This window comes from Shewanella algidipiscicola (genome assembly GCF_900380485.1).
Classification (GTDB): Bacteria; Pseudomonadota; Gammaproteobacteria; order Enterobacterales; family Shewanellaceae; genus Shewanella; species Shewanella algidipiscicola.
Genome location: NZ_OXJV01000012.1, coordinates 59,785 through 85,222 on the forward strand (window position 1 = coordinate 59,785; position 25,438 = coordinate 85,222).

Sequence of the window (25,438 nt, forward strand, 5' to 3'; positions counted from 1 at the left end):
CGCCGTGAGCGGCAGTAGCGTGAGGGTAGTCTAAGCTTATGTGAAGAGTTATTGGTGAAATCATCAGCTACACATGAGTAAAAATTGTTGTTGGATGTGATAGTGACGATGAGGTTATGCAGGAGATTTTCATGCTTAACACAGACGTTGCATTTGAGGTGGGACAGTGGCAAATCTATGAGCTAGCGTTATTGCTGACCGCGGGGGCGATAGTATTATTTTGGCTCGGGGTATCCTTGTTTAAACGTCGTGGGATTGGTTCCTGGGTTGTGGTGCTATCTCTTAGCAGTGGGTTGATCACATTGTGTTTTTTCAGTAGAACAGACGCAATGGTGTTGCAGCAGATTTTATTGCAAGGACAGAAAATTGAAGTGGTCAATGGGGAGTTAAACTATGGTGAGTATCATTTTCCCTATATGGCGAAACATGAAATAGATTACCGTGAAATCCACCTCGATAAACGTACTATTAAACTCTATCACTCAGGCCACTTACCCAGCGCTCGCTGTTACCGAGGCTTTTATAGCCATAATCTTATTAACGCGAATAGTAGTGTGCGTCTCTATATCCATTGGGTTGATAGACCATATCAGTACCGTCAGCAAGACTATATCCTCAGGGCGCCCTGTATCTTAAAGATTGAGCAATTACATGATAAGGCCCGAGTGGCCGTTGCTAGCAATTAACGCTGCAGGCTCGCTACCCTCTGTAATAGGTAATCCGACTACGAGCCGGCACAAAAAAGCCAGTTGATATAAGCAACTGGCTTTTTGACGTTATCGACACTGAGCTTATCAGCTATTATCGCCTTCTTTTAGCCACTGAGCGGCACGTTTGGCAAAGTAAGTTAAAATGCCATCGGCGCCCGCGCGTTTAAAGCACAGTAGTGATTCCATTACGATGGCTTTTTCGGCTAACCAACCATTTTCAATGGCAGCCATATGCATGGCATATTCACCACTCACTTGGTAAGCGAAGGTCGGCACTGCGAGTTCACGCTTAACGCGGGTGACGATATCTAAATAAGGCATACCAGGTTTTACCATCACCATATCGGCACCTTCTTGAATATCGAGGGCGACCTCATGAAGCGCTTCATCGCTGTTAGCGGGGTCCATCTGGTAGCTGTGCTTGTTGCCACCCTTTAGGTTACCTGCCGAGCCGACGGCGTCACGGAATGGGCCGTAGTAGCTCGATGAGTACTTAGCCGAGTAGGCCATGATTTGCGTATTAATGTGACCAGCTTCTTCAAGCGCTTTGCGGATAGCGCCAATGCGGCCATCCATCATATCAGATGGGGCAACGATATCGGCACCGGCTTCGGCATGTGACAGCGCCTGCTTAACTAAGATCTCGGTAGTGATATCGTTAAGAATATAACCTTCTTCATCTATGATGCCGTCTTGTCCGTGGGTGGTAAATGGATCAAGGGCAACGTCGGTCATCACACCTAATTGAGGAAACGCTTCTTTAAGCGCGCGCACGGCGCGTTGGGCTAACGCATCGGCGTTATAGGCCTCTTCCGCCATTAAGGTTTTTTTCTCGGCGGGTGTCACGGGAAACAGTGCCACAAGCGGAATGCCTAGCTCGACTAGCTCTTCAGCTTCTTTCAAAAGTAAATCAATTGAATAGCGTTCAACACCAGGCATTGATTCTACCTTTTCAGTGCGGTTATTCCCCTCGAGTACGAACATTGGGTAGATTAAGTCATTAACCGAAAGTTGATTTTCGGCCATTAAACGGCGACTAAAATCATGTTTACGCATGCGGCGCATTCTGCGCTGAGGGAAAGCACTGGTAATGATGTTCACATTCGACTCCTAATTTAGGGTTACTGACTGCAATGAATTGTAGGATTTGAGTTGGCGATTGTGCCAAGTCGTCACGGATAAAGCTAAGTCTTTTCTACTGTTCGATATCTACCGTATAAACACAGACACGATTACGGCCACTATTTTTAGCATGGTAGAGCGCCTTATCGGCTCGTTCGACCAAGGTGTTGATCTGTTGGTCGTCGACAATTACCTCGGCATACACCCCAACACTAATCGTAAGCGGAATGGCATTGGCCCCCCAACTTAGCGGTAGCTGAAATACGGTTACTCTTATTAATTCAGCGACTTTTTCGGCGCCATCAATAGAGGTATTGGGCAGTATCATAGCAAATTCTTCACCGCCAAAACGTGATACTAGATCACTTGGGCGCCTTAACTTTTGTTTTAACGCTTGGGCTATCTGTTTCAGTGCTTGGTCGCCCGCGAGATGGCCGTAAGTATCGTTAATGGCTTTAAAACGGTCGATATCGATCATCAAGACGCTGAGCGGCGTTTGCTGGCGACGGCTGAGACGGCCCTCAGCTTGTAAACGTTTTTCAAATGCGGCGCGATTTTTCACTCCGGTGAGGCTGTCGACAGTATTTTGCTCGGTTAGCTTTTGATTGGCCTCATTAAGCTCACGAAGGGCAATTTCAAGCTCCAAAGTGCGCTCTTGCACCATCTGCTCGAGTTTTTCATTGCTGTTGGCCTCGGCTTGAAGGGCTTCTTCTTTGGCCTGGCGAATACGTCTGGATTGCTCTAATGCTTGTTGTTGTATTTTTAGCTTAGTTTTACGCTCATCATTGTAGCGCAGTGCTAACACTGCTGTCATAAAGAGGATTTCAAAGTTCAGCCCGATGAGCATCGGCGTTTGTGGCAACATAGGTAGATATACTATTCCTAAGTACATCATGGCGGTAATGAATGAGCCGATTAACATCCCCGACCACGCAAAGGTGTAGAGCTTGGCCAGCTTATGTCCTTGCAAACTGAGCATAACGGCTATCACCATCAATAACAGGCTGACGATAAGTACGGCGAGGATATCGACGGTTAAGGCGAGTGGGTAACTGATAAATGGTATCAGTAACGTCAGTATCAATGTGCCAGTAGCACTGTAGCGACACAGTTTTAACATCAATAGATTATTATCTCTAAGCTGCAGTACTCTTTCGGTGAACAGTAACATAAAAGTAATGCCGATAGGGATAAGTAACGGGATGATAGTTTCTTGCACTGTAGGCCAGTCAGGCCATAAGTAACGTGCTGGCAAACCAAGCAGTGTTGCGACTAGTAGAGACACTGTCAACACGTAACCCGCATAAAGGCTGTAACTGGGCGAACGCGATATGATGGCTATAAACAGGCTTAATAGGCCGATGGCAAGCAAGGCACCAAGCTGTAATCCTTGGTATAAGGATTGGCTTTCAGTGGCTCTGATCATCCCATTAGAAGATTTAAGAGTTAAGGGGACACTCGCGCTGCCCTGTGTCTCGATACGCAGATAAAAGGTGTGTACCTGATCTGGCGCTAAATTAAACGGATACACAAACTGGTTATGTACCATAGGGCGTAAAGAAAAGGGGTACGCATCCCCCATCTCTAGGTGGACTGTCTGCTCTGCGTTAGGCAGATGATATAGGCTAATTTTATCTAAATGCGGATTACCTATGGTTAAGTAGTTACGTAGCTTCTCAGTTGTCGCATTGTATAAGCTGAACTTTATCCAAAAAGGCTTAACCGCTAATGCTTGATTAAAAAAGGGATCTATTTTTTTCCAGCGACTTGGATTGAGTGATTGAATATCGTCTAGCCGTTGGAGTTTGTCATCTTGCACATAATAGAGCCATGGCGATAGCTCGATGACATCGTCATCGCCGACAGGCAACAAAGTGTGAGCTACGCTACTGGTTGAAAGGCAGCATAATATGAGAATGATGAGCAGAGGGTTAAAATGCTTCATAATTCGCCTGCAAATCAAAAAAAGCACAAGTGTTGGCGTAGACTTGGGCGGCGAACTCATTAGCTGGCTGGCCTCTTAGTTGGGCAACATATTGGCTAATATAGGGCAGATATTGCGGCAGGTTTTTACTCGACTTAGGCTTGGGGCGCATGCTACGCGGCAGCAGATAAGGACTATCGGTTTCAAGCATGATTCGTTCCGCTGGAATATCGCCAACCAAGGAGGCCAGTTCCGCCCCGCGCCGCTCGTCACACACCCAGCCTGTGATGCCAAGGTGCAGGTCGAGTTCAATATAGCGTTCTAGGCTGTGCCTATCACCCGTAAAGCAATGCAATAAGGCGCCTTTAAGCTGAGGTCGATAATCTTTGAGGATCTCGACAAAATCATGGTGGGCATCGCGCTCATGCATTAATACAGGCATATTGAGGTCAACCGCCAGCGCCAGTTGCTTAGCAAAGGCGCTGCGCTGCATGGGTCGCGGCGAGAAATCGCGATTATAGTCTAAGCCACACTCGCCGATGGCTACTACGGCCGGATGTTGGGCTAGCTGGCGTAAGCGAGTAGAGCTGTTCGCATCCCACTCACTGGCGTGATGTGGATGCAGCCCAGCAGTGGTCAAAAGCGCCTCAGGGTAGCGCTGCGCGCAATCAATGGCTTGCTGACTTTCCTCTAGACTACTGCCAATGACAATGAGCGGCGAAACCCCTTGCGCCGCCGCAGCGTGTATCACGTTATCGATATCATTTTCTAATGCACTGCCAACTAAGTTAACAGCGATATCTATATGACTTGGCATTAGTTAATACGTTTAACCCTAATCGTGGTGTTGCTGCCCTCTTTACCTAGCAGAAAAGAGCCTAGTGCCGCTCGTTCAATTTGTACTTTATCGCCGCTAGATACTCGAAAACGACGGCTGTCGATCTGCTTCCATTGCTGGCCATTTTCGAAGCTGAGCTTTAACGTGCCATAGGGATCTTTATCGACCTGTTTGACCGTCAGCCACATGGCATCAATTTGTTCTTGTTTGACGATTTTACCAAAGTTGTCTTGGGCCGACTCTGTCAGTGTAGTTTGAGTTGTTTTAGTTTGGGATGCAGCAACCTGAGCGGCTGCAACCTCTGCGGTATGGGTAGGCACTTCATTCAAATCGGTAGAGACTTGTTGTGCGGCGCGATTAATCGCTTGTGCCGCAAGTGCGTCATAACAGATTAGCCGTTCAAGTTTATCGGTTTTGGCAGCGCATTGGGCAAGTTGTTCTTCAATATCGGCAACGGCGTGAAGAGAAAGCAATAGGCTTGAAAGTGTTATCCAGCGTAAACCATGGGTAAAACGAGAGGTCATGAAAAAGCTCCTTTTTATTATGAACGCTAAGCAAACGAGACTCTCAAAAACGAACAGCTACCCGAATTGGATAGCTGTTCGTGTAAGCCATTAACCAAGCGCTGTGGCTAGATTAATCCGCTTGTGTTTGCTCATCATCTTCTTCTGTGTCCTTTTTACTGTAGAAACGGGCCGCAAGCAATCCCCCTTCGAACAATATTAACATCGGAATCGCTAACATGGTTTGCGAGATAATGTCGGGTGGGGTCAATAACATGCCGATAATAAAGGCACCCACCACAATATAGGGACGTTTGGCTTTGAGCTCTTCAGGTGTGGTTACTCCCGCCCAGCAAAGCAAGATCACCGCAATAGGGATTTCGAAGGCTAAACCAAAGGCAAAAAACAGCTTAAGCACGAAACTCAGATAACTACTGATATCGGTAGCTACTTGCACCCCCTCAGGGGCAACACTGGTAAAGAAACCAAATACCACAGGGAATACAATGTAATAGGTAAAGGCTATCCCTAAATAAAACAGTAATGTACTGCTGGTGAGCAGTGGCACCATTAGGCGTTTTTCGTGCTTGTACAAACCTGGAGCAATAAATGACCAGATTTGAAATAGCACATAGGGGATGGCGATAAAGAACGCCAGCACTAAGGTTAATTTAAACGGAGCGAAGAAGGGCGCGGCCACATCTGTTGCGATCATGCTACTGGTGTCTGGTAGCACATCCATCAGAGGCGTTGCCATATAATGATAGATATCGTTCGCCCAGTAGACTAGGCAAATAAACACCAAAAGCACACTACCAATCGCTTTAAGTAACTTGTTACGTAACTCAAGCAGATGGCTAATTAACGGTTGCTGTTGCGACATGGACTACCCGTCAGATTTATCTGTTGAAGTGCTGCCTTTGGCTGTACCTGTCGTCTTAGGGGTTGAGTCACTGCTGGCACTGTCTGTGCTACTCGGTTTCTCTTCTACCTGATAAGGACGATTAACAGATTGGGCTGCTTCTTTTAATTGATCGATTGAATCCTGTAATTCAGGCGAAAGATTCTTTAGCCCTTGGCTTTCAGCCTTCTTCAGGTCTGAATGCAGTTGCTCTATTTTAAGCTCTTGCTCGAGCTCATCTTTTACTGAATTGGCCATGCGCTTCATGGCGCGGATCCAGCCACTAATTGAGCGTACTGCAACCGGAAGCCTTTCAGGGCCAAGAACCACTAGCCCCAAAATACCGATCAACAGTAACTCCATAAAGCCGATACCGTCGAACATAAGGATTTACGCCTGTTCTTTGTCCTTGGGCTCAGTCTTTTTTTCATCAGCCTGAGCGGTTTTTTCTGCAGAGGTGTTTTCTGCAGCAGTTTTTTCTTCTAGTGCTTTCTTTTCATCTTCAGAAGACATGGCGTTCTTGAAGCCTTTTACTGCACCACCTAAATCGCCGCCAAGTGAGCGTAATTTCTTCGTGCCAAACAGTAAAACTACGATTAAAGCAATGATAAGGAGTTGCCAAATACTAATGCCACCCATGTAACGTTCCTCTTTAATTTAACTCTTTAGTAAGACTGGTTCTATTATGAACCTTTGGTTATTTAGTGCTAGCTAAAATTTGCGATTCTTTGGTCTAGATCGCCATCCGAATAACCATAATATGGTCCCGATCCCGATAGACCCGTAAGAGGCCCATAGTGTAGCGTTTTGTGCGAACAAAATAGTGCCGCAGATCACTAAAACTGCCGATGTCACTAAAAGGTAGTTACTTTTGTGGGCTTTTTGCTGCTGTTTTAAGTAGCGTTCTAGGAGTAAATTTTGGCTGTTTACGAAATTTTTACCCATTTTAAGATTATCGTAAATTAGCTCTGGCAGTTCCGGCAATTTATCGGCCCAATAGGGGAACTCTTTTTTAATTTTTTTGGCCATGCCGATGGGGCCAATTTGCTCGGCCATCCAGCCTTCGAGAAACGGCTTGGCCGTTTTCCATAAGTCCAACTGCGGATAGAGCTGGCGCCCAAGTCCTTCAATATAAAGTAAGGTTTTTTCAAGCAGCACCAATTGTGGCTGCACCACCATATCGAAGCGGCGTGCGGTTCTAAATAGTTCTAGCAGCACATGGCCAAAGGAGATTTCGTCCAATGGTTTATTAAACATCGGCTCACACACCACTTTAATGGCTTGCTCGAAGGCGACGATATCGGTATCGGCAGAAACCCAGCCTGATTCGATATAGAGCTGGGCAATACGGGTGTAATCACGGTTGAAGAAGGCAAGGAAGTTCTCGGCTAGGTAACGCTTATCTTGTTCGGTTAAGGTGCCCATGATGCCGCAATCTAGGCCGATATAGAAAGGATCTTCCGGGTGTTCAGTGCTAATAAAGATGTTGCCCGGGTGCATGTCTGCGTGGAAAAAGTTATCGCGAAACACTTGGGTGAAAAATAGCTCAACGCCGCGTTCGGCCAGTAACTTAAGGTTGGTGCCTTGGGCTTCTAACGCGGCCTTGTCTGATACTGGAATACCATAGATGCGTTCCATGACGATTAAGCGTGTAAAGCAAAACTCTTCATACATAAATGGCACATACAGTGAGCCAGAGTCGAGAAAGTTATTGCGTAGCTTAATGGCGTTAAGCGCTTCCAATTTTAGGTTTAATTCGCCTTCAATCGTGGTGCGATAATCCTCTACCACTTCGGCCGGACGTAAGCGATTACCTTGGCCTAACAGAGTTTCTAAAAACTGAGCGCTCTGGCTCATTAATTGAAGATCGGCATGCACTTGCGCTTCAACATTGGGCCTGAGTACCTTGAGTACCACTTCGGCGCCGCTCGATTTTAATTTGGCGGTGTGAACCTGAGAAATCGACGCCGATGCCAAAGGCACATCGTCAAAATCGTCAAAGTAGGTTTCAATGGGGGCGCCCAGTTCGGCTTCAATTTGAGCTTTTGCCACTGAAGAGTCGAAAGGCGGCACGCGATCTTGCAGCATGGCCAGTTCTTCGGCCCATTCATCACTGAGCAGATCACGGCGAGTCGACAGCATCTGGCCAAATTTAATGTAAACCGGCCCCAGCTCTTGCATAGCCAGTTTGAGGCGTTCACCACCCACTTTGTCTTTATGTTTGTTGCGTAACCAGAAAAAGCTGCAGCGCAGCAGTCTAAAATACCAAGGCTTTAGCTTTGATGGGATAAGCTCATCTAGGCCGTAATTGAGTGCAATTTTAATGACTTGGTATGCGCGCCGAATGCTTTTGACTGTCATTTTGTCTTGTGAGTCCTGGTTATGAGTCGTTCGATCCTTTGGTTTAAGACATCAGTATCGTCTTTAAGCTCATCGATTCTATCACTAAAATGAATAAATTCGATTTTGTGTGGACTGATGCGATACTCTTCGACAACGAGCTGGCCGACATGGTCGCGGCTCTTATTAAATATGTCCGCGAGCCCTTGTCTGAGTTGTTTGACGCCTTGTTGCAACATATGAGTTGGCGCATCGCCAATCCATTTTGACAGAGGCTCAGCAAAATCAAACTCTACCTGTTGCATGAAGTGGCTAAAGCTTTGCAGTAGATTGAGATCGCCTTCGAGTTTGAGCTTATCTTGTTTAATCAACTCGGTGAGATTAGCGCCTTCGGTGAGGCGATACAGAGTAGTGATGTCAACTTCAACCTGAGTGGTGATCTCACCATTATATTGACTAAAGACTTGGATCTCTTTGGCAAATAACAGGTAAATGGGCCAGCTAAGTTGGGTCAATTGTATGCACAGCATCTTGCCATGCAGCGTATGCTGTTTGGCATACGCTTGCGGGGACTGTTTGACAGCTTGCTGTAATGCGGTTTCAATTGCCGCGCTAAGCAGCAATACAATGTCACGTTTCATGCGTTACCTAGTCGGCTGAAGCAAAAGGGGAAAGATTAAAACTTATAGCCTTTGTGCAGTGCCACAATACCGTCGGTCATGTTGGTGTATTCAACCTGTTCGAAACCGGCATCGATCATCATGCTCTTCAGGGTCTCTTGATCAGGGTGCATACGGATTGACTCGGCTAAGTACTCATAGCTTCCCGCATCTTTAGTGATCAAGTCACCCATCTTAGGTAAGATTTTAAAGCTATACAGATCATACAGCTTACACATCACTTCATGTTTAGGTTTAGAAAACTCCAGTACCAACAGCTTTCCACCAGGCTTTAATACCCGCAGCATAGAGCGGATAGCCGCATCTTTATCAGTCACATTACGTAGGCCAAAAGCGATGGTGATAATATCAAAATAATTATCTGGAAACGGTAATGCTTCGGCATTGGCTTGCACGTAGTTCACGTTACCCACAACGCCACGATTTCGCAGCTTATCACGGCCAACCTTGAGCATGGACTCGTTAATATCGGCAAGGATCACCTGGCCTTTATTACCCACGATGTGGGAGAACTTGGCAGTAAGATCGCCCGTGCCACCGGCAAGATCCAATACTTTCATGCCTGGACGCGCACCCGCACTCTCTATGGTTAAGCGCTTCCAAAGACGATGAATACCAAAGGACATGACATCATTCATAATGTCGTACTTGGTTGCGACTGAGTGAAAAACGTCGGCCACAAGGTCCGCTTTTTTCTCTGCTTCTACCGTCTTATAACCGAAATGGGTATTGTTGGGTGAGCCCTCTGACATTTATTGTATTCCTGTGCTTCGCTACTGTTATGGCGAGTGTAAGTGAATGATGCTCATTGCAGAATCATTCATCTGTGACTCTGTGATCGATGTTAATAATCCATGTGCCGATTTTATAAAAATGCGCGTTGGCGCAGAGTTTAAAAAATTGAACGCCGCATTACATCATAATATTAGCCATAAGCCAAATTCCCCAGAGCCAATTACCCTATGGGCTGCCTCGCTATTCGTCCCTGCATGTAGGCATAGATCAGTTCGCTAATACTTTGACCTGTTTCTCTGCGTCCCGCATCGCTGCCAGCGTTATGACAACTCGGGGCGGCTTCGGCCAAATGCAAATAACAGGCGTTGGTGCGCAGCCCTATTTGATTAACGTAATAGAGAGCGTCCAGAAGCGGGATCCCTGCTGCCGTTGAAGCGCTGCTGGGCATATTCATGATGGCATCCATATCCAGCTCAACCGCCACGGGTGAACCGCTGTCGTTAAGTTGGGTGACTATCTCATCGATGGCCTGTTTGAGGCTCAGTTCTTGGCGCACCCAGATGGCCTGCAGGGTATGCCACTTGCCGCCAAAAGCGCTGAGTTGGTCTAAAGTTTGTTGGCTATTTTTGAGCTCATGCATGCCCAGTACATGGTAGTAACCCAGCGCGCCACTGGCTGCGGCGTAACTGAAACCATTACCGCTGTGGCGGCCTTCTCTAGGGCGAAAGTCGGCATGCGGGTCGAGGTTGACGGCGGCGATCGGGCGCTTCATCACTTGCTTGCTCGCCATCAAGAGTCCGTAGGCGTTGTTATGGCCGCCACCAATCACGATAGGTTCTAATCCGGCGGCAATGATGCTGCTGACGATATGGATCACTCGCTCATCGAGGCGCTCGACATGGGCTCTTAATGTTTGGGTGGTTGCGCTCGCGGGCAGTTGCAAATCGTGAGTATTAACTTGCCCAAGCACCATGCACTGCTTAGCGTCGAAAAATTGATTTGATTGCAGATTACACCATTGGCTCATGGTTGCTTCGAACGCATCAACCGCGCCGCCACGACCAAGGTTGGCTCGCGGGCCGATATCTTCGCCTATCCCTAAGATGACAAATCGCACACCTTGTTGTTTGGCATCGGCTAATGCGGTGTTTAATGGCGTGTCGCCATCGTAACAATACAGGGCTTGTCCTAGCTTGGTTTCGCCTTCACGAACATGGGTGAAGGTGCTGCACAGTTGGCGGGTAAAGGGGAGCAGTGTTGGCATGGTCATGGCCCTATATTATTGTTGATGCCTCAATTGTACTATTGTGGCCCACAAACCTAGCGGCTGGCAATTGTGCGTAAACGCAGGAGGCCGCGCCAGAGTAGCTGTAGACCTTGGCGTCATCGCTTATTGGCGGTGTGATGGCTTGTTGGCGTCAGGCTAGTGGCTTGGAGTAGGCTTAATCGTTGTTGCTAGGGCTATTGAGGAGCGGCGCCAGTTTGAGCAGCTCGGCAACATTATTGGCCCCCAATTTGCTCATCATTTTTGCTCGGTGCACCTCAATGGTGCGCAGGGCGACGCATAGCTGGTTGGCCATCTGTTTATTGGTGTGGCCGGCGATAACTAATTTGAAAATTTGGGTTTCTCGCTCAGACAAGGTGTCGATAAGCTGTTGGTGGCGAAGCTTCCAATGTTGGCGCTCACTGTAGTGTAACCCTTTAGCGATAGACTCGGATAACGCCGCGCCTTGGACGGGCTTTTGGAAAAAGTCGAACGCCCCATTTTTAAAAGCATCGACCGCCATCGGCACATCGCCATGGCCGGTGAGAAAGATCACTGCCAGCGGGCTTTTAGCTTGGTGCAATAAGCGCTGCACCTGCGGCCCGCTCATTGAGGGCATTTTGGCATCTAAAATCACGCAGCCGGGCTGGGTCAGATCGACACTGGACAGAAAGTCATCGCCAGCGTTAAAACTGGTTATCTCATAGCCATAACCCACCATTAAAAAACTGATCGCATCGATGATCGCTTCATCATCGTCGACAAGATACACGGGACTAGACGAGGGTGTTGGCACGGCGGTTCCTTTATTGAGTTTTGATAACTATTTGGCGGCGATGACTATGATTGATATCGCAGATGCGGCCATTTAGCCAACTATTTTAGGTAAAGCATGAGGCGCATCACGTGGCGATCTGCTATCGATACCGTAAGCTGTGCTAAGCGTATCGATTGAGGAACATTGTGTGTATAAATACCTACTGCATGCATTGGCTGTGTGTTGCTTATTGAGTAGTTTATTCTGTTGTTCTGCCCGTGTTTTTGCCCAGCCGCAACAGCTATATGTCGGCGTGTTGGCTAACTGGGGGCATCAACAAGCCATGGAGCGCTGGACGCCCATGATGACCTATTTAAATCAACAGGTACCCGGCACGCAATTTCATGTATTTCCGGGGAATTTTGAAGCCCTAAATCTTGCTATGGAGCTAGGGCAGATCCAGTTTATTATCACCAACCCGGGGCAATATCTGTATCTGTCGAACCAGTATCCGCTGTCTTGGTTAGCCACCATGCGCTCTCGGCGGCATAACGGCAGTACTACGGCTATCGGCTCGGCCATTGTGGTGAAAGCCGAAAGTGATTATCGCACCTTGTATGATTTAAAAGATAAAATCATCGCTGCCAGCGATCCCCATGCATTAGGCGGATATCAGGCGACCGCAGGATTAATGCATAAATTGGGCATGGATGCTGACCACTATTTTGGCCAAGTTAAGTTTGTTGGCTTTCCGCTCGATCCCTTGTTGTATCAAGTGAGGGACGGCCATGTCGATGCCGCGATCACCCCCTTGTGTACGCTTGAGGATATGGTGGCGCGCGGCTTGTTAAATCCTGCCGATTTTAGAGTGCTTAACCCGAGTCGTCCCGAAGGGTATGACTGCCAGTGCAGCACTAAGCTCTATCCTAATTGGTCGTTTGCGGCCAATGAAAGTGTCGATATTAATCTTAGCCAACAAATTAGTCAGGCATTAATGGCATTACCAGCCGAGCATCCGGCCGCAGTGAGCGGCCAACTCATGGGCTGGACGTCGCCCATTAGTCAGCTAGCCGTTATCCAACTGTATGGTGACTTACATGTGATCTCGCAGGAAAAAAGCCGTTTAAACGCCCTGCAAACTTGGCTCAATGAAAATCGCCATTGGGGCATCTTAGCTGTGGTCATTTTTTTAGTGGCGACGGTATATCACCTGTGGATCGAGTACCGATTTCACCAAAAAAGTGAGTCATTGGTCAGCACAGAGCGGCAATTAAAGCAGCAAGCTATTGCGTTAGAGCGGCTGCAAAGCGCCTCTATGATTGGCGAAATTGGCGCGGGGCTGGCTCATGAGATCAACCAGCCTATTGCGGCCATCACCAGTTATAGCGAGGGCGGCATCATGCGCATGCAAGGCGGGCAATTGACGGAGGCGGAAGCCACCATAGACTTGCTGCAAAAAATTCATAAGCAGTCGACCCGTGCGGGGGAAGTGGTGCACAGGATCCGGGGTCTACTCAAGCGCAAAGAGGCGGTGATGGATGATGTGAATATTCTCACTCTGGTGGATGAGAGCTTGTCTCTGCTGCGTTTAGAGTTGATGCGCCGCGATATCGAGGTGGTCAAAGAGATCAGCGGTGAGCCGTTTTTTATTAGTGCCGATCGCGTCGGTCTGCTGCAAGTGTTGATTAATCTGATTAAAAACAGTATCGATGCCATTGCCGAGCGTCCCGATGATACAGGGCGTGGGCAGATCATAATTACGCTGCAGTTTCATGAACACCAAGTAGATGTACTGGTGATCGATAATGGCCCAGGATTGACGCAACAGGCCGCCACCGTGATGGCAACGTTTTTTACCACCAAAACCGAAGGATTAGGCTTAGGATTAGCCATCTGTAATGAGGTGATAAAAGAGCATAACGGCGGCTTCACACTAGAAAATCGTGACGATGGCCATAGCGGATGCGTGGCTAAAATCGCGCTAAAGCGTAGAGGGTGCCAACAAACGGTGCAGATTTAACGGTTAGTGACTCATCTGCTTTCGATAAAACAGGATCGAAGTAATGGATTGTTTTTCATTGCTTTATTTACATGTGTCGCACGAATGCTATTCGATATGTGGTTTACCACACTATACAAAATCAGTGCTGTGTGTTGGTGAAATTATCGACTATGAAGTCGATCACAAACTGACCTGCCAGTGGATCGATATGTGGTATACCACAATGTGCAACCACTCCTCCCTTGGTAACAATGGTGAAAACCGAGTGACATTTGATGGTGTTGTCCCACGTAATTAATCGGGATGAGCTACCAGCTCAGGTCTGTCGGTATCATTGTTAATTGGGAGAAAAATCATGAAACTTGATCGGCGTACCTTTATTAAAGGGGCTGGTGCTGGGACCGCAGGTTGCGTATTTGCGACGTTGCCGGGCTCATTAGCAGCGCTAGGGCAAACGGGGTTAAGCGGCAGTGCAGAATCGGTCGCCAGTATCTGTGAGATGTGCTCGACAAGATGCCCCATTTCGGCGCGAGTCGTGAATGGTAAAAACGTCTCCATATTGGGCAACAAGAAAGCCAAATCCTTTGGTGGCGCAGTCTGTGCGCGTGGCGGCGCAGGCCATAGTCAGCTGTACGACAAGCAACGTATCGTTAAACCGCTCAAGCGGGTAGGTGAGCGCGGCGAAGGCAAATGGGCCGAAATCGAATGGGATGAAGCTTATGCCATCATTGCCGAAAATCTCAATAAGATAAAAGCCCAGCACGGCGCCGAATCGGTGGCGTTTTCCTCCAAATCTGGCTCACTTTCGGGTCACCTTTTCCATCTGGCTAAGGCTTTCGGTAGCCCAAACACCTTTACTCACGCCTCTACGTGTCCGGCCGGTTATGTGGTGGCTGCCAAGGCGATTTTTGGTGGCAAAGTCAAACGTGATTTAAGTAACTCTAAATACATCATTAACTTTGGTCATAACCTGTATGAAGGCATCAATATGTCTGAAACGCGGGGCATGATGAATGCACAAATGGAGAAGGGCGCTAAGCTGGTGGTGTTTGAGCCTCGCTTCTCGATTGTGGCCGATAAAGCCGATGAGTGGTACGCCATTAAACCGGGCACCGACGTTGCGGTCGCGTTGGCGATTTGCCACACCCTTATCGAAGACGATCTGTATGATAAGGCTTTTGTCGCCCAGTACGTTGCTGGTTTCGACGCGTTTGCGCAAGAGGTTAAAGCCTACACGCCTGAATGGGCCGAATCGGTCAGTGATGTGCCCGCTGAAGATATTCGTCGTATTACGCACGAATACGCCGCCGCAGCGCCTCATGCCGTGGTGGACTTTGGCCACCGCTCTTCATTTACCACCGAAGAGTTTGAGATGCGCCGTGCCCTTTATGCCGCCAACGTGTTAATTGGTAATATCGAGCGTAAAGGGGGGCTTTATTTTGGTAAGAAAGCCTCTAAGTACAATAAGTTTGCTGGTGAAAAAGTGGCGCCGACCTTAGCGAAACCTGGGGTAGAGGGTATGCCCTCAATCGATGCCAAGCGTATCGATATGGTCGATGATCAATATGCCTTGTTGTGGTCATCGGGGGGGATCTATCAAACGATTTTAGATGCGACATTAGAGGCCAAGCCTTATCAGCTGCATGGCTGGGTGATGAGCCGTACCAATCCGATGCAGACCATGACAGACAGAGCACGCATTGTTGAGACCATGCAAAAGCTCGATTTTATCGTCGCCTGCGATATCTATATCAGTGAAAGCGCCGCTTATGCCGATATCTTCCTGCCTGAATCGACCTACCTTGAGCGTGATGAGGAGATTGTCGATAAGTCGGGTAAAAACCCCGCTTACTACGTGCGTCAACGTGTGGTCGACACCATAGGCGACACTAAACCCAGCTGGATGATTTGGAAGGAGTTAGCCAATCAGCTCGGGCAAGGGCAGTACTTCCCTTGGGATAACATGGAAACCTTGCAGCTGTTTCAAGTCGATAAAGATGCGGCGCTGCTCAACACCATTAAACGTGATGGTTGGGTCAGCTATGGTAAGCCCTTGATGCTTCGTGAGCGGGAGATGGTCAAGACCTTTACCGATACCTACCCCAATGCAAAAGCGGTCGATGATGATGGCACTTATGCCAGCCAGCTAAGCTTTAAAACCCCGTCTGGCAAGATTGAGCTGAGCTCAGATAAAGTGGAGAAAATGGCGCCAGGGCGGGGGGTTATCCGTTACCGCGAAGTGACCATGAAGAAGGCCGACGAGCTGTTTTTCATCCAAGGAAAAGTCGCGGTGCACACCAATTCGGGCACGCAAAATGTCCCTATGCTGGCTAATCTAATGTCGGATAATGCGGTATGGATCCATCCCGTCACGGCGGGCTTATTGAATATTGCCAACGGTGACGCGATTCGCATCTATAACGCGACTGGCAGCGAAGAGGGGCATGCCTTGGTCACGCCGGGTATTCGTCCCGATACCGTGTTTGCCTATATGGGCTGTGGTTCTAAAAACAAAGAGCTAGCCCGCGCCACGGGTAAAGGCGTGCATTGTGGCAACCTACTTCCTCATATTACCTCTCCGGTTACTGGTATGAATTTACATACCACCGGGGTCAAAATTGCCAAGCTGTAATCGGAGTTCATTATGACTAAACGTTATGTTCTTGTGCACGATGAAAATAAGTGCATTGGCTGCCAAGCCTGTAATGTGGCCTGCCGCAGTGAAAATAATGTGCCTGAGTCGGTGACCCGGCTTCAGGTACGCATCGAGGGGCCTTACGGTAACTTTCCTCATCTGCATTTTAAATACAATCGCGTCTCTTGTGAGCAGTGTGAAAACGCGCCATGCGTCAAGGTGTGTCCTACGGGCGCGGCTTACGTTAACGCCGATGGCATTGTCTCAATAAATGAAAACAAGTGTGTCGGCTGCCTCTATTGTGTTGCCGCTTGCCCCTACAAGGTGCGCTTTATTAATCCGGAAACTCGGGTGCCAGACAAGTGTGATTTTTGTAAGGAGACGCGACTTGCTCGTGGTGAAGACCCAGCCTGTGTCAGTGTTTGCCCGACCCAAGCCTTAGTGTTTGGCGATGCCAATGATCTGAATTCAGAGGTTCGCAAGGTGTTAGATACTAAGCCGCATTATCAGCAAAAGGTGAATCTTGGCACAGAGCCAAGGGTCTATCGCATTCCTAGCCGTAAAGGGGGGATTAAAGCATGAACAATATTTGGGGCTCCATGGAGCAATATGATCCAGTCGTCTGGAACTGGATAATCGCAGTCTACCTGTTTATGGCAGGCTTATCGGCAGGTTCTATGTTAGTGGCGATAGGGCTTAAATGGTACAAGCAGAGCCGAGGGCTACCCACTGATGGCTTGCCTGTGATTAAGGCCGCGGCGGTGATAGGGCCTGTGGCTATCTGTTTGGGCATGGCGTTATTGGTGCTGGATTTGACTAAACCGTTTGAGTTTTATCATATCTTACTCAATTACAACTTAACGTCTGTGATGGCATGGGGGGTTATCGCCCTGCTGATTTACATTCCTTTAGTGTTTGTGTTTGCCGCGCTAGTGTTTGAAAAGCAGGTGCTGCACTACGCTCCCTGGTTAGCGGGCATCTTGTCGGTCTGCCGTCAGGTTGAAGGCAGTTTGAATAAGCTGATTTTTGCGCTGGCACTCGGCGTTGGGGTCTACACCGGATTTTTGCTGTCGGCGATGATCAGCTATCCGATCCTCAATACTGCAGTGTTACCGGCGCTGTTCTTAGCTTCGGCGCTCTCGGTCGGTTCGGCTGGTAATATTTTGGTAGCAACGCTGTTTTTCAGTAAGAAAGAGTCTGACTGTATCGAGCAGGTGCACCGTATCGAGTACCCTGTCGCGTTTAATGAAGCGCTCTGTTTAGTGCTGCTGTTTGTCGGGCTTAACTTTTCCGGTCCTGCCGCGCAGGCGGCGACGGCGGCTATCACTACCGGGACTTGGGCAAGCGTCTTTTGGATTGGCGTGGTGGGCTTAGGGCTAGGTGTGCCTGTGCTCGCCAGCTCGCTGGCACCGAAGGCGTGGCGACACAGTAAGGCATTTTTAATTACCGTGTCCTGTAGCACGATTCTTGGGGTGTTGGCCTTGCGGCATTTCGTGGTCTATGCGGGACAAAGCTATATTAGTTAATGGGCCATGTTACTTGGGTTAACTTATCGCGTTAGCCCAAATGGTGGCTGTGACTAAGTATTTAATCGTTAAATTAAAAAGGATGATGACCCTGTAGGGCATCATCCTTTTTTATGCTTAGCATCTGTGCAGTTAAGTTAGCGTACTGTCTGGCAAGCTAAAACGGTTGTCAGAGGCTTAATCGATATCTAATGGCTCTGGCGACAAAATAATCCCTGTGTTGTCTGCATACAGGTGATCGGCAGGTAAGAAGGTTACGCCACCAAAGTTAACTGGTACTTCGAGCTCGCCTACACCATGGCCATCGGCGCCAACTGGGATAGAGGCAATGGCCTGAATGCCAATATCGAGATCTTCCAGCGCATCAACATCACGTACCGAACCGTAAATGACAATGCCTTCCCAGTTATTAGCGACCGCAATTTCTGCGATTGATGCATCGAGTAGGGCGCGGCGTAATGAACCACCACCATCAACCAGCAACACCTTGCCTTCGCCATCTTGCTGCAGAACTTCTGCGATTAAGCCATTGTCCTCGAAGCATTTGATGGTGCTAATTGAACCGCCAAAAGAGCTACAACCACCGTAATTACTGAACATGGGTTCGACGACATCGACCATATCAATGTAAGTGTCACAAAGTTCTGAGGTGTTGTATTCCATAAGTCATACTCCTGTAGAAAGGCATTTTGCTTGGATAAATCAGCAACATATTAGTACCAGCCAGTATATAAGGGATTCTTAAAAAGAAAAGCGTTATTAATCACGCAATTGTCGATAAAACTAGCTTGTATGCCAGTTGGTGTAATGTTTCTATCATTGGTGGTAAAACATACTGAAAACATGACCCACCTCATTAAATAACGTATTTTTATTACACATTGTGTATGGTTTTGCTAATATAGCTGCAGTAATTGATAACGTTAATTTAACTTGCTTTAGGGGCATGGATCCCCCAGTTCGCTTACGGATGGTATAGGGTCTTAAGAAGGTGCCTTATGGAAGTTTCAAACACAATTGAATTAATTGGCTATTCTGCGTCATTAATGGTGGCAATATCATTAATGATGAAGGACATCGTTTGGCTAAGAACGCTTAACTTTGCTGGCTGTACACTGTTCGTGATCTACGGCACTTACATCTCGGCATGGCCAGTTGCAGGTATGAACGCTTTTGTTGCCTGCATTAATATCTATCATTTAGTTAAAATTGCCCGTAGTAAATCGCAGTTAAACGACATAAAAAGCGCCTGACTGCGGTGTGTGCCAACCTGAGTCTGCTCTCGGGTTGGTGGCTCTGCCTGACTCCTCGTCCTCCCCATCGAATGTGTGCCTGAGCTGATGCCTTACTGAGGTTAGTCGATGTTTCGCCTATACCCACGGCCTCGGCAATCTGCTGGCGCAGACTTGTACTTATAGTTTGTCACCGAATTATCAGCGTTTATGCTGATAACAGCTATGTGCTATAGCCCCAGTTATTACTGTTATTTTTGTTGTATTTCTTCGTGAGGCACGGGGTTAAATTGCATGTGCGCAGTACAGATAACAAATTGACTTGTTATTGCTTTGTTATACTATCCTTAGGTGCAATCGTTGTTTCATCTTCCCCAAGAACAAGAAAAAGGATTCGCTCATGGCAGAGCAAGGCACTAAACCTTATCGGTTTACTATACGTGTCACCGTAGTGAGTATTTTTGTCTTTGCTACCCTATGTACTGCCTTGATTGCAATAGGATTGCAATATTATTTTAGCGAACGTCTGGCGACTGAGTCGGCGCTTAAACTCTATAATAGCAGTGCCCGCAGTACCAGTGAACACTTGGCGTATTTGGATAGGAGTATCATAAATACAACCAAACTATTGGCGAGTTTCTCGTCGCTAGAAACGGATGAGGGATTGTCAGCCGAGGCGCTGAGTATCTTTTCCAAACTGATGCAAACCTCCCCTTTTATTTGTGCTATCTACATTGGGCTCGACGACGGTGATCTGTATGAGCTCATTAATCTCAATACAAATGCTGCCGTGCGCGACCAGCTTAATGCTGGCCACTTAGACCGTTGGGCCTTAATCAAGATCCACACTCATGCCAGTGGTGAGCGACGACGTGAAATTGCTTATTTTGATGCCGAGTTTAATCTTAGGGTCAGCCATTTTGATGTCAGTGACTATGATGCGACTAATCGCCCTTGGTATATTAATGCAACTAGTGAGGAGGTCTATAAGACTGAGCCCTATCTATTTCAGACACTACAAGCACCAGGACTCACTTATTCTATTAAGTTACCGGGTAATGGTACCGTATTGGGAGTCGACATTGCCCTATCTAGCCTAGAGGAACACCTAGTGCAACAAGGCCAGACTCACGGGCTGGATGGTGAGCAAGAGGTTTTTGTGTATAAAGCCACAGGTGAGCTTATCGCCTCTAATCAAGCTGCTGAAAACGAATTTAAACTCCCAGCAGGGCCACAATTAACACTTACGGATGAACAAACAGCGTTTATTACGCGCTCGCCAGTATTAAGAGCGTCGAATGAAACCGATTGGCCGCCGATAGACTTTGCTATTGCCGGAGAACCGCAAGGATACAGCATAGATATGCTTAATCTGGTAGCTGCAATGACGGGGCTGCAGATTGAATATAGTAATGGTATTAGCTGGGCTGAGTTATTTGAGCAGTTTAAACGCGGTGAACTTGATCTATTGCATTCGGTGTTAAACAACGAACAAAATGAAAACTTAGGTTTATTTAGCCAACCCTTTTTACCCTTACCTTTTGCTATTGTCACTCGCCCCAATCATCAAGTGTTTAGCCGTATAGAACAGCTCGAAGGGCATAAGCTGGCGATTCCCCGTGGTTGGTCAGTTATTCCCATTATTCAGCGTTATTTTCCACAAATTGAGGTGGTTGAATACGACTCAACTCTAGCGGTTTTGCAAGCCGTAGCCCAAGGCGAGGTGTTTGCTGCATTAGATAACAGCGTGGTGCTGCACTATACCGCTAAGCTTTTCTTTATTGATGGTGTGCAGTTTCATGAGCATATTGATTTTGCCCCCGCGAATGTCAATCCCGGCTTGAGTATTGTCGTGCATCCCAGTGATGAAGTATTACTGGAAATCATCAACTTAGCCTTGGCAAACATCACATCTGAGCAAGTTAGTGCATTAGAGCAAAAGTGGTTCGGTGATGGCATGGAGGCGTCATCGAACCTGCAACAGGGGGCCGTTCCTTATAAGTTGTTAATAGATATAGCTAATTATCCGAGTGAACAGCAACAGCTCAAGCTTTATAGCATCAATGGTGAAGAGCGATATGTCTATGTGGCTCCCATGCATAACAGTCGCACCGAAACGGAATATTTTGCCATCGTGGTACCTAAGCTGGTCTTGCTATCGACTAGTCAAGAAAGGGTGGAAAAGTCGATTATGATCACCGGCATATGCATGTTGCTAGTGCTGCCATTATCTTGGTTATTTGCCTCACCGATCATTAATCCGATTAAACAGTTAGCGATTGAAAACCTTAAGGTAAAAAATCGCCAATACAGTGAAGTCGCTAAGGTGAATTGTTATATCGTCGAGATTGATGAGTTGGCCGATTCAATGGTAGATATGTCTGATTCGATTAGGCAGCACGAACAGAATCAAAAGCAATTAATGGAATCATTTATCAAGCTTATCGCTCAGGCTATCGATGATAAATCCCCCTATACCGCCGGGCACTGTAACCGTGTACCCGAGCTTGGTTTGATGCTGGCGGATCAGGCTGTGGCGTCGCAACAGCCCCCCTTTGATACGTTTGAATTTAATAATGAAGAAGAGCATACCGAGTTTAGAATGGCAGCCTGGTTGCATGACTGCGGCAAGATCACCACACCAGAGCATATTGTCGATAAAGGCAGTAAGTTGGAGGTGATCTACAACCGAATTCACGAGGTGCGTATGCGCTTTGAAGTGCTGTGGCGTGACGCCCAAATAAGCTACCATCAACAGTTGGCGCAACAACCAGAGAACAGAGAACAACTGCAAGCCGAGTTAGCGCAAAAGTGGCAAACCCTTAACCAAGACTTTGAGTTTATTGCCAATGCTAACGTGGGTGGCGAGTTTATGGAGCAAGCCCATATCGATAGATTGCAGCAATTGGCTAAAATCACTTGGGTGCGCCATTTCGACGACAGGCTGGGGCTGTCGCCCATTGAAGAGCTCAATTATCCCAAGTCGCTAGAAGTGCTACCTGTGACAGAGTCGCTATTAAGTGATAAACCTCAGCATATTATTCGTCGCGATTTTCCGGTGCATTTCGATAAAAAGTTTGGCATTAAGATGACGGTGCCAGAGCATCTGTATAACCAAGGTGAGCTGTACAACTTAGCCATTTCTCGAGGCACCTTAACCGCTGAAGATCGCTTTAAGATTAATGAACATATTACTAGCACCATTAAGATGCTAGAAAGTTTACCTTTTCCTCCCGAACTGGCGCGGGTGCCGCGTTATGCTTCGACTCACCACGAAACACTTAAAGGCACTGGGTATCCGCGTAAGTTGACGGCTGAGCAGCTATCGACCCCAGAGCGTATTTTGGTGTTAGCCGATATTTTTGAAGCCTTAACCGCGGCCGATAGACCCTATAAAAAGGCCAAGCCCATTAGTGTGGCCATCGATATTTTGCATAAAATGGTCTTGGATGACCATGTCGACAGAGATCTGTTTGAGTTGTTTTTAACCAGTGGGGTTTATCTTGACTACGCGAATAAATTTCTCGACCCGAGTCAAATCGATACGGTGGATATTGAGCAGTACCTTAATCGAACGGCGTGATTATGGTTGGATGGAGAATTATGGTTGGGATAATCGGAGCAGAACAGCTGCTCACCATGCACCTATGAGGCTAGATTATTTGTCCGTTAAATTGGGCAGCAGTGAGTGCTCTAAATAATCGATGGGCTGCGCGCCTTGGACAAAACCATCGTCGGCCAGTATCCGCTTGAGTAAGGGGATATTAGTGTTAATCCCTTGGATAACCAGTTCATTTAAGGCAACACGCATACGGGCAATGGCGCAGTTGCGTGAGCTACCCCAAGTGATGAGCTTACCTATCATGGCATCGTAATAGGGCGGCACCTGGTAACCTTGATAAAGATGCGAGTCCCAGCGAACCCCAAGGCCGCCGGGAAGGGTGAGTGCTGTGATGGTGCCGGGTGATGGGGTAAAGTTAGCAGGATCTTCAGCGTTAATACGACACTCAATAGCATGCCCATGGCATTGTATTTGTGCTTGGCGCATGCCAAGAGGCTGATCTGCGGCGATACGCAGCTGCTCGGCGACCAAGTCGAGATGGGTCACCATCTCTGTTACCGTATGTTCTACCTGCAAGCGGGTATTCATCTCCATAAAGAAAAATTCACCCTCTTGGTAAAGAAACTCTATGGTGCCAACGCCCTCATAGCCTATGGCTTGGCAAGCCTTGATACAGCGTTGACCGATAGTATCGCGCTGCTCATCGGTTAACCCTAATGCCGGCGCTTCCTCTATCACCTTTTGCTGGGCACGTTGCATCGAGCAGTCGCGCTCGCCTAAAGACAGCGCATTGCCCTGCTTATCGCATATGACTTGCACCTCGATATGGCGCGGCTGGCTTAAGTATTTCTCTAGATAGACGCCGGCATTGCCAAACGTGGCTTCGGCCTCTCCTTGAGTTAAGGCTATGGTGCTTAGCAGCGCGCTGGCATCGTTAACGATGCGCATCCCTTTTCCGCCGCCACCGGCGGTAGCTTTGACCATAACCGGATAGCCGATAGCGTCGGCCAGAGCCAAATTGGCGGACGCATCATCGCCCAACAGGCCATCAGAGCCGGGAATAGTCGGTAATCCTGCCGCTTTCATGGCGGCAATGGCGCTGACCTTATCCCCCATTAGGCGGATGGTGTCACTGCGTGGGCCGATAAACACAAAGCCACTGGCGGTCACTTGCTCGGCAAAGGTGGCGCTTTCGGATAAGAAGCCATAACCAGGATGGATAGCATCGGCATGGGTGAGTGCGGCAGCGGCCAGTATTGCTTGGCTGCTTAGATAACTTTGGCTCGATGGGGCGGCGCCAATACACAGGCTTTCATCGGCAAGGGTGACATGCAAGGCGTCTTTGTCGGCGCGCGAGTGAACACTCACTGTGGCGATATCCAATTGCTGGCAGGCGCGGATGATCCTTACGGCGATTTCGCCGCGATTGGCGATAAGCACTTTGTTAAACGGGCGCGATGCTGCCATGGCAGAGCTTACTCGATAACCATTAAGGGTTGATCAAACTCAACGGCGTCACCGCTGTTGCATAAAATCGCCTTCACTACGCCAGCATGTTGGGCTTGTATTTGGTTCATCATTTTCATTGCCTCAATAATGCAGACGGCATCACCTTGCTCGACCCTTTGCCCCACTTTGACTAAAGGCTTGGCATCTGGCGAAGGCGATAAATAGAAGGTGCCCACCATAGGGGACACCAGCAGATCTTCCTCGGCATAGTCGAGTGGCTTAGTCGACTCTGAGTTGGTTGTATCTTCTTTGTCGTCGGTGGTTTGGCCAAATGCTTTAGCCGCTACGGTCTTGGTGTAGCTCAGATCGCGGCAGATACGAATCGACTCCTCGGCATTTTTAATTTCCAGCTCCGAGATATCAGAGGCTTGCACTAGGGCGATCAGTTTTTTAATTTTACGAATATCCATACGCTTGTCTCTTGAGCATTAGTGAGCTGCTTTGATACGGCTGATGGCCGAGCGCAGTGCAAATTGATAACCCATTTCACCCAAGCCACAGATCACCCCAACGGCTTTATCTGAAAAGTAGGAGTGATGTCGAAACGGTTCGCGGGCATGCACATTCGACAGGTGCACCTCGATAAAGGGGATAGCCACTCCCAGTAGTGCGTCTCTAAGTGCGACACTGGTGTGGGTAAAGGCCGCCGGATTGATAATAATGAACTGGGCATCGCTGGCATGAATGGCATCGATCAGTTCATGTTCGGCATTGGATTGAATATGTTGCAGTTGCACCGCTTCTGCTTGGGCCATTTGGGTCAACTGTTCGACAATCTGGCTTAAAGTGTGATGACCATAATGGCCGGGTTCTCGACGACCTAATAGGTTTAGATTAGGGCCATTGACTAACAATATTTTCGCCTGATTACTCATGCAACATACCTTTAGGAGTGAGCCGCAGCGCGGCGCGCAGATGCTCATTTTTAATAGATAACTGCAAGTTAGCATAATTTAGCGCTATTTTGTCGCCGCAATTTAAATTTCATCATCAGCCTGGGTAGAGGCCGATGTTTGCATCAAGCATTATCGCCTATGCTGCGACAAAGAGTGGCGGTTACTGCTATTGGTTGTGGAGGGGTAACCCTTATCGACCCCTTATTTAGTCGAGGCGAACAACGAGGCTGGCAATGATTCGTGATTAACAGATAAGACAGAGAAACGATGGGTTTCTCTGTCTTAGGTATTTGGTGCGTCGG

23 protein-coding genes are annotated in these 25,438 nt (G+C 47.9%); 7 read left to right on the plus strand and 16 right to left on the minus strand.

Annotated elements, in window-relative coordinates; all coding sequences use genetic code 11:
* Positions 1–131 precede the first annotated feature (131 nt).
* Positions 132–686, plus strand: a complete 555-nt coding sequence (locus DN599_RS07680) for a hypothetical protein (RefSeq protein WP_110457046.1) — start codon at positions 132–134, stop codon at positions 684–686.
* 108 nt (positions 687–794) lie between these two features.
* Here DN599_RS07680 and hemB read toward each other — a convergent pair whose 3' ends face one another.
* The 12 genes from hemB to DN599_RS07740 all read right to left on the minus strand — a co-directional run bounded on the left by hemB (position 795) and on the right by DN599_RS07740 (position 11,813).
* Entirely contained in the window at positions 795–1,811 is a 1,017-nt protein-coding gene (hemB, locus tag DN599_RS07685) for a porphobilinogen synthase (protein ID WP_110457047.1), read from the minus strand.
* A 94-nt stretch (positions 1,812–1,905) separates the two neighbouring features.
* Positions 1,906–3,777: a sensor domain-containing diguanylate cyclase gene (locus DN599_RS07690; protein WP_204165110.1), complete on the minus strand. Its 1,872-nt coding sequence runs from the start codon at positions 3,775–3,777 to the stop codon at positions 1,906–1,908.
* Entirely contained in the window at positions 3,764–4,573 is an 810-nt protein-coding gene (locus DN599_RS07695) for a TatD family hydrolase (RefSeq protein ID WP_110457048.1), read from the minus strand. The genes DN599_RS07690 and DN599_RS07695 overlap by 14 nt, the downstream gene beginning before the upstream one ends.
* Complete coding sequence (locus DN599_RS07700) at positions 4,573–5,118, minus strand: hypothetical protein (protein WP_110457049.1); 546 nt, start codon at positions 5,116–5,118, stop codon at positions 4,573–4,575. Before DN599_RS07700 ends, DN599_RS07695 begins: the two co-directional genes overlap by 1 nt.
* A 112-nt stretch (positions 5,119–5,230) precedes the next feature.
* A complete protein-coding gene (gene tatC / locus DN599_RS07705; protein WP_110457050.1) occupies positions 5,231–5,980 on the minus strand; it encodes a twin-arginine translocase subunit TatC in 750 nt (249 codons plus the stop codon).
* Between the two features lie 3 nt (positions 5,981–5,983).
* Positions 5,984–6,382: a Sec-independent protein translocase protein TatB gene (gene tatB, locus DN599_RS07710; protein WP_110457051.1), complete on the minus strand. Its 399-nt coding sequence runs from the start codon at positions 6,380–6,382 to the stop codon at positions 5,984–5,986.
* Between the two features lie 6 nt (positions 6,383–6,388).
* A complete protein-coding gene (gene tatA / locus DN599_RS07715) occupies positions 6,389–6,637 on the minus strand; it encodes a Sec-independent protein translocase subunit TatA (RefSeq protein ID WP_110457052.1) in 249 nt (82 codons plus the stop codon).
* Between the two features lie 72 nt (positions 6,638–6,709).
* Positions 6,710–8,359, minus strand: coding sequence for a ubiquinone biosynthesis regulatory protein kinase UbiB (ubiB, locus tag DN599_RS07720; RefSeq protein WP_110457053.1), 1,650 nt, complete (start codon positions 8,357–8,359; stop codon positions 6,710–6,712).
* Entirely contained in the window at positions 8,356–8,979 is a 624-nt protein-coding gene (locus DN599_RS07725; protein WP_110457054.1) for a ubiquinone biosynthesis accessory factor UbiJ, read from the minus strand. Before DN599_RS07725 ends, ubiB begins: the two co-directional genes overlap by 4 nt.
* A 35-nt stretch (positions 8,980–9,014) precedes the next feature.
* Entirely contained in the window at positions 9,015–9,770 is a 756-nt protein-coding gene (gene ubiE, locus DN599_RS07730) for a bifunctional demethylmenaquinone methyltransferase/2-methoxy-6-polyprenyl-1,4-benzoquinol methylase UbiE (protein WP_110457055.1), read from the minus strand.
* A 203-nt stretch (positions 9,771–9,973) separates the two neighbouring features.
* On the minus strand, positions 9,974–11,017 hold the full coding sequence (locus DN599_RS07735) for a formimidoylglutamase (RefSeq protein ID WP_110457502.1): 1,044 nt from the start codon (positions 11,015–11,017) through the stop codon (positions 9,974–9,976).
* Between the two features lie 178 nt (positions 11,018–11,195).
* Positions 11,196–11,813, minus strand: coding sequence for a response regulator transcription factor (locus tag DN599_RS07740; RefSeq protein WP_110457056.1), 618 nt, complete (start codon positions 11,811–11,813; stop codon positions 11,196–11,198).
* 169 nt (positions 11,814–11,982) lie between these two features.
* Here DN599_RS07740 and DN599_RS07745 point away from each other — a divergent pair, with 169 nt between their 5' ends.
* The 4 genes from DN599_RS07745 to nrfD all read left to right on the plus strand — a co-directional run bounded on the left by DN599_RS07745 (position 11,983) and on the right by nrfD (position 17,937).
* Positions 11,983–13,794 carry a sensor histidine kinase gene (locus DN599_RS07745; RefSeq protein ID WP_239473258.1) on the plus strand — a complete coding sequence of 604 codons (1,812 nt, stop codon included), beginning with the start codon at positions 11,983–11,985 and terminating at the stop codon, positions 13,792–13,794.
* 337 nt (positions 13,795–14,131) lie between these two features.
* The gene (gene phsA / locus DN599_RS07750; protein WP_162599176.1) at positions 14,132–16,408 is read left to right on the plus strand and encodes a thiosulfate reductase PhsA; all 2,277 of its coding nucleotides are present in this window, start codon (positions 14,132–14,134) and stop codon (positions 16,406–16,408) included.
* 12 nt (positions 16,409–16,420) lie between these two features.
* Positions 16,421–16,993 carry a 4Fe-4S dicluster domain-containing protein gene (locus DN599_RS07755; RefSeq protein WP_110457057.1) on the plus strand — a complete coding sequence of 191 codons (573 nt, stop codon included), beginning with the start codon at positions 16,421–16,423 and terminating at the stop codon, positions 16,991–16,993.
* Positions 16,990–17,937 (plus strand): NrfD/PsrC family molybdoenzyme membrane anchor subunit, encoded by a 948-nt coding sequence (gene nrfD / locus DN599_RS07760; RefSeq protein WP_110457058.1) that lies wholly within the window; start codon positions 16,990–16,992, stop codon positions 17,935–17,937. Before DN599_RS07755 ends, nrfD begins: the two co-directional genes overlap by 4 nt.
* 177 nt (positions 17,938–18,114) lie before the next feature.
* On the opposite strand, the gene rraA is transcribed toward nrfD, so the two are convergent.
* Positions 18,115–18,600 carry a ribonuclease E activity regulator RraA gene (gene rraA / locus DN599_RS07765; RefSeq protein ID WP_110457059.1) on the minus strand — a complete coding sequence of 162 codons (486 nt, stop codon included), beginning with the start codon at positions 18,598–18,600 and terminating at the stop codon, positions 18,115–18,117.
* A gap of 335 nt (positions 18,601–18,935) precedes the next feature.
* Here rraA and DN599_RS07770 point away from each other — a divergent pair, with 335 nt between their 5' ends.
* Positions 18,936–19,190: a YgjV family protein gene (locus DN599_RS07770; protein WP_110457060.1), complete on the plus strand. Its 255-nt coding sequence runs from the start codon at positions 18,936–18,938 to the stop codon at positions 19,188–19,190.
* A gap of 379 nt (positions 19,191–19,569) precedes the next feature.
* Positions 19,570–22,752, plus strand: a complete 3,183-nt coding sequence (locus DN599_RS07775) for an HD domain-containing phosphohydrolase (RefSeq protein ID WP_110457061.1) — start codon at positions 19,570–19,572, stop codon at positions 22,750–22,752.
* Positions 22,753–22,827: 75 nt separating this feature from the next.
* Here DN599_RS07775 and accC read toward each other — a convergent pair whose 3' ends face one another.
* From accC to aroQ, 3 genes are read right to left on the minus strand one after another with little or no spacing between them, the layout of a single operon-like run.
* Positions 22,828–24,198 carry an acetyl-CoA carboxylase biotin carboxylase subunit gene (gene accC, locus DN599_RS07780; RefSeq protein ID WP_110457062.1) on the minus strand — a complete coding sequence of 457 codons (1,371 nt, stop codon included), beginning with the start codon at positions 24,196–24,198 and terminating at the stop codon, positions 22,828–22,830.
* An 8-nt stretch (positions 24,199–24,206) separates the two neighbouring features.
* The gene (gene accB / locus DN599_RS07785; protein WP_110457063.1) at positions 24,207–24,650 is read right to left on the minus strand and encodes an acetyl-CoA carboxylase biotin carboxyl carrier protein; all 444 of its coding nucleotides are present in this window, start codon (positions 24,648–24,650) and stop codon (positions 24,207–24,209) included.
* A gap of 18 nt (positions 24,651–24,668) precedes the next feature.
* Entirely contained in the window at positions 24,669–25,115 is a 447-nt protein-coding gene (gene aroQ, locus DN599_RS07790; protein ID WP_110457064.1) for a type II 3-dehydroquinate dehydratase, read from the minus strand.
* Positions 25,116–25,438 lie beyond the last annotated feature (323 nt).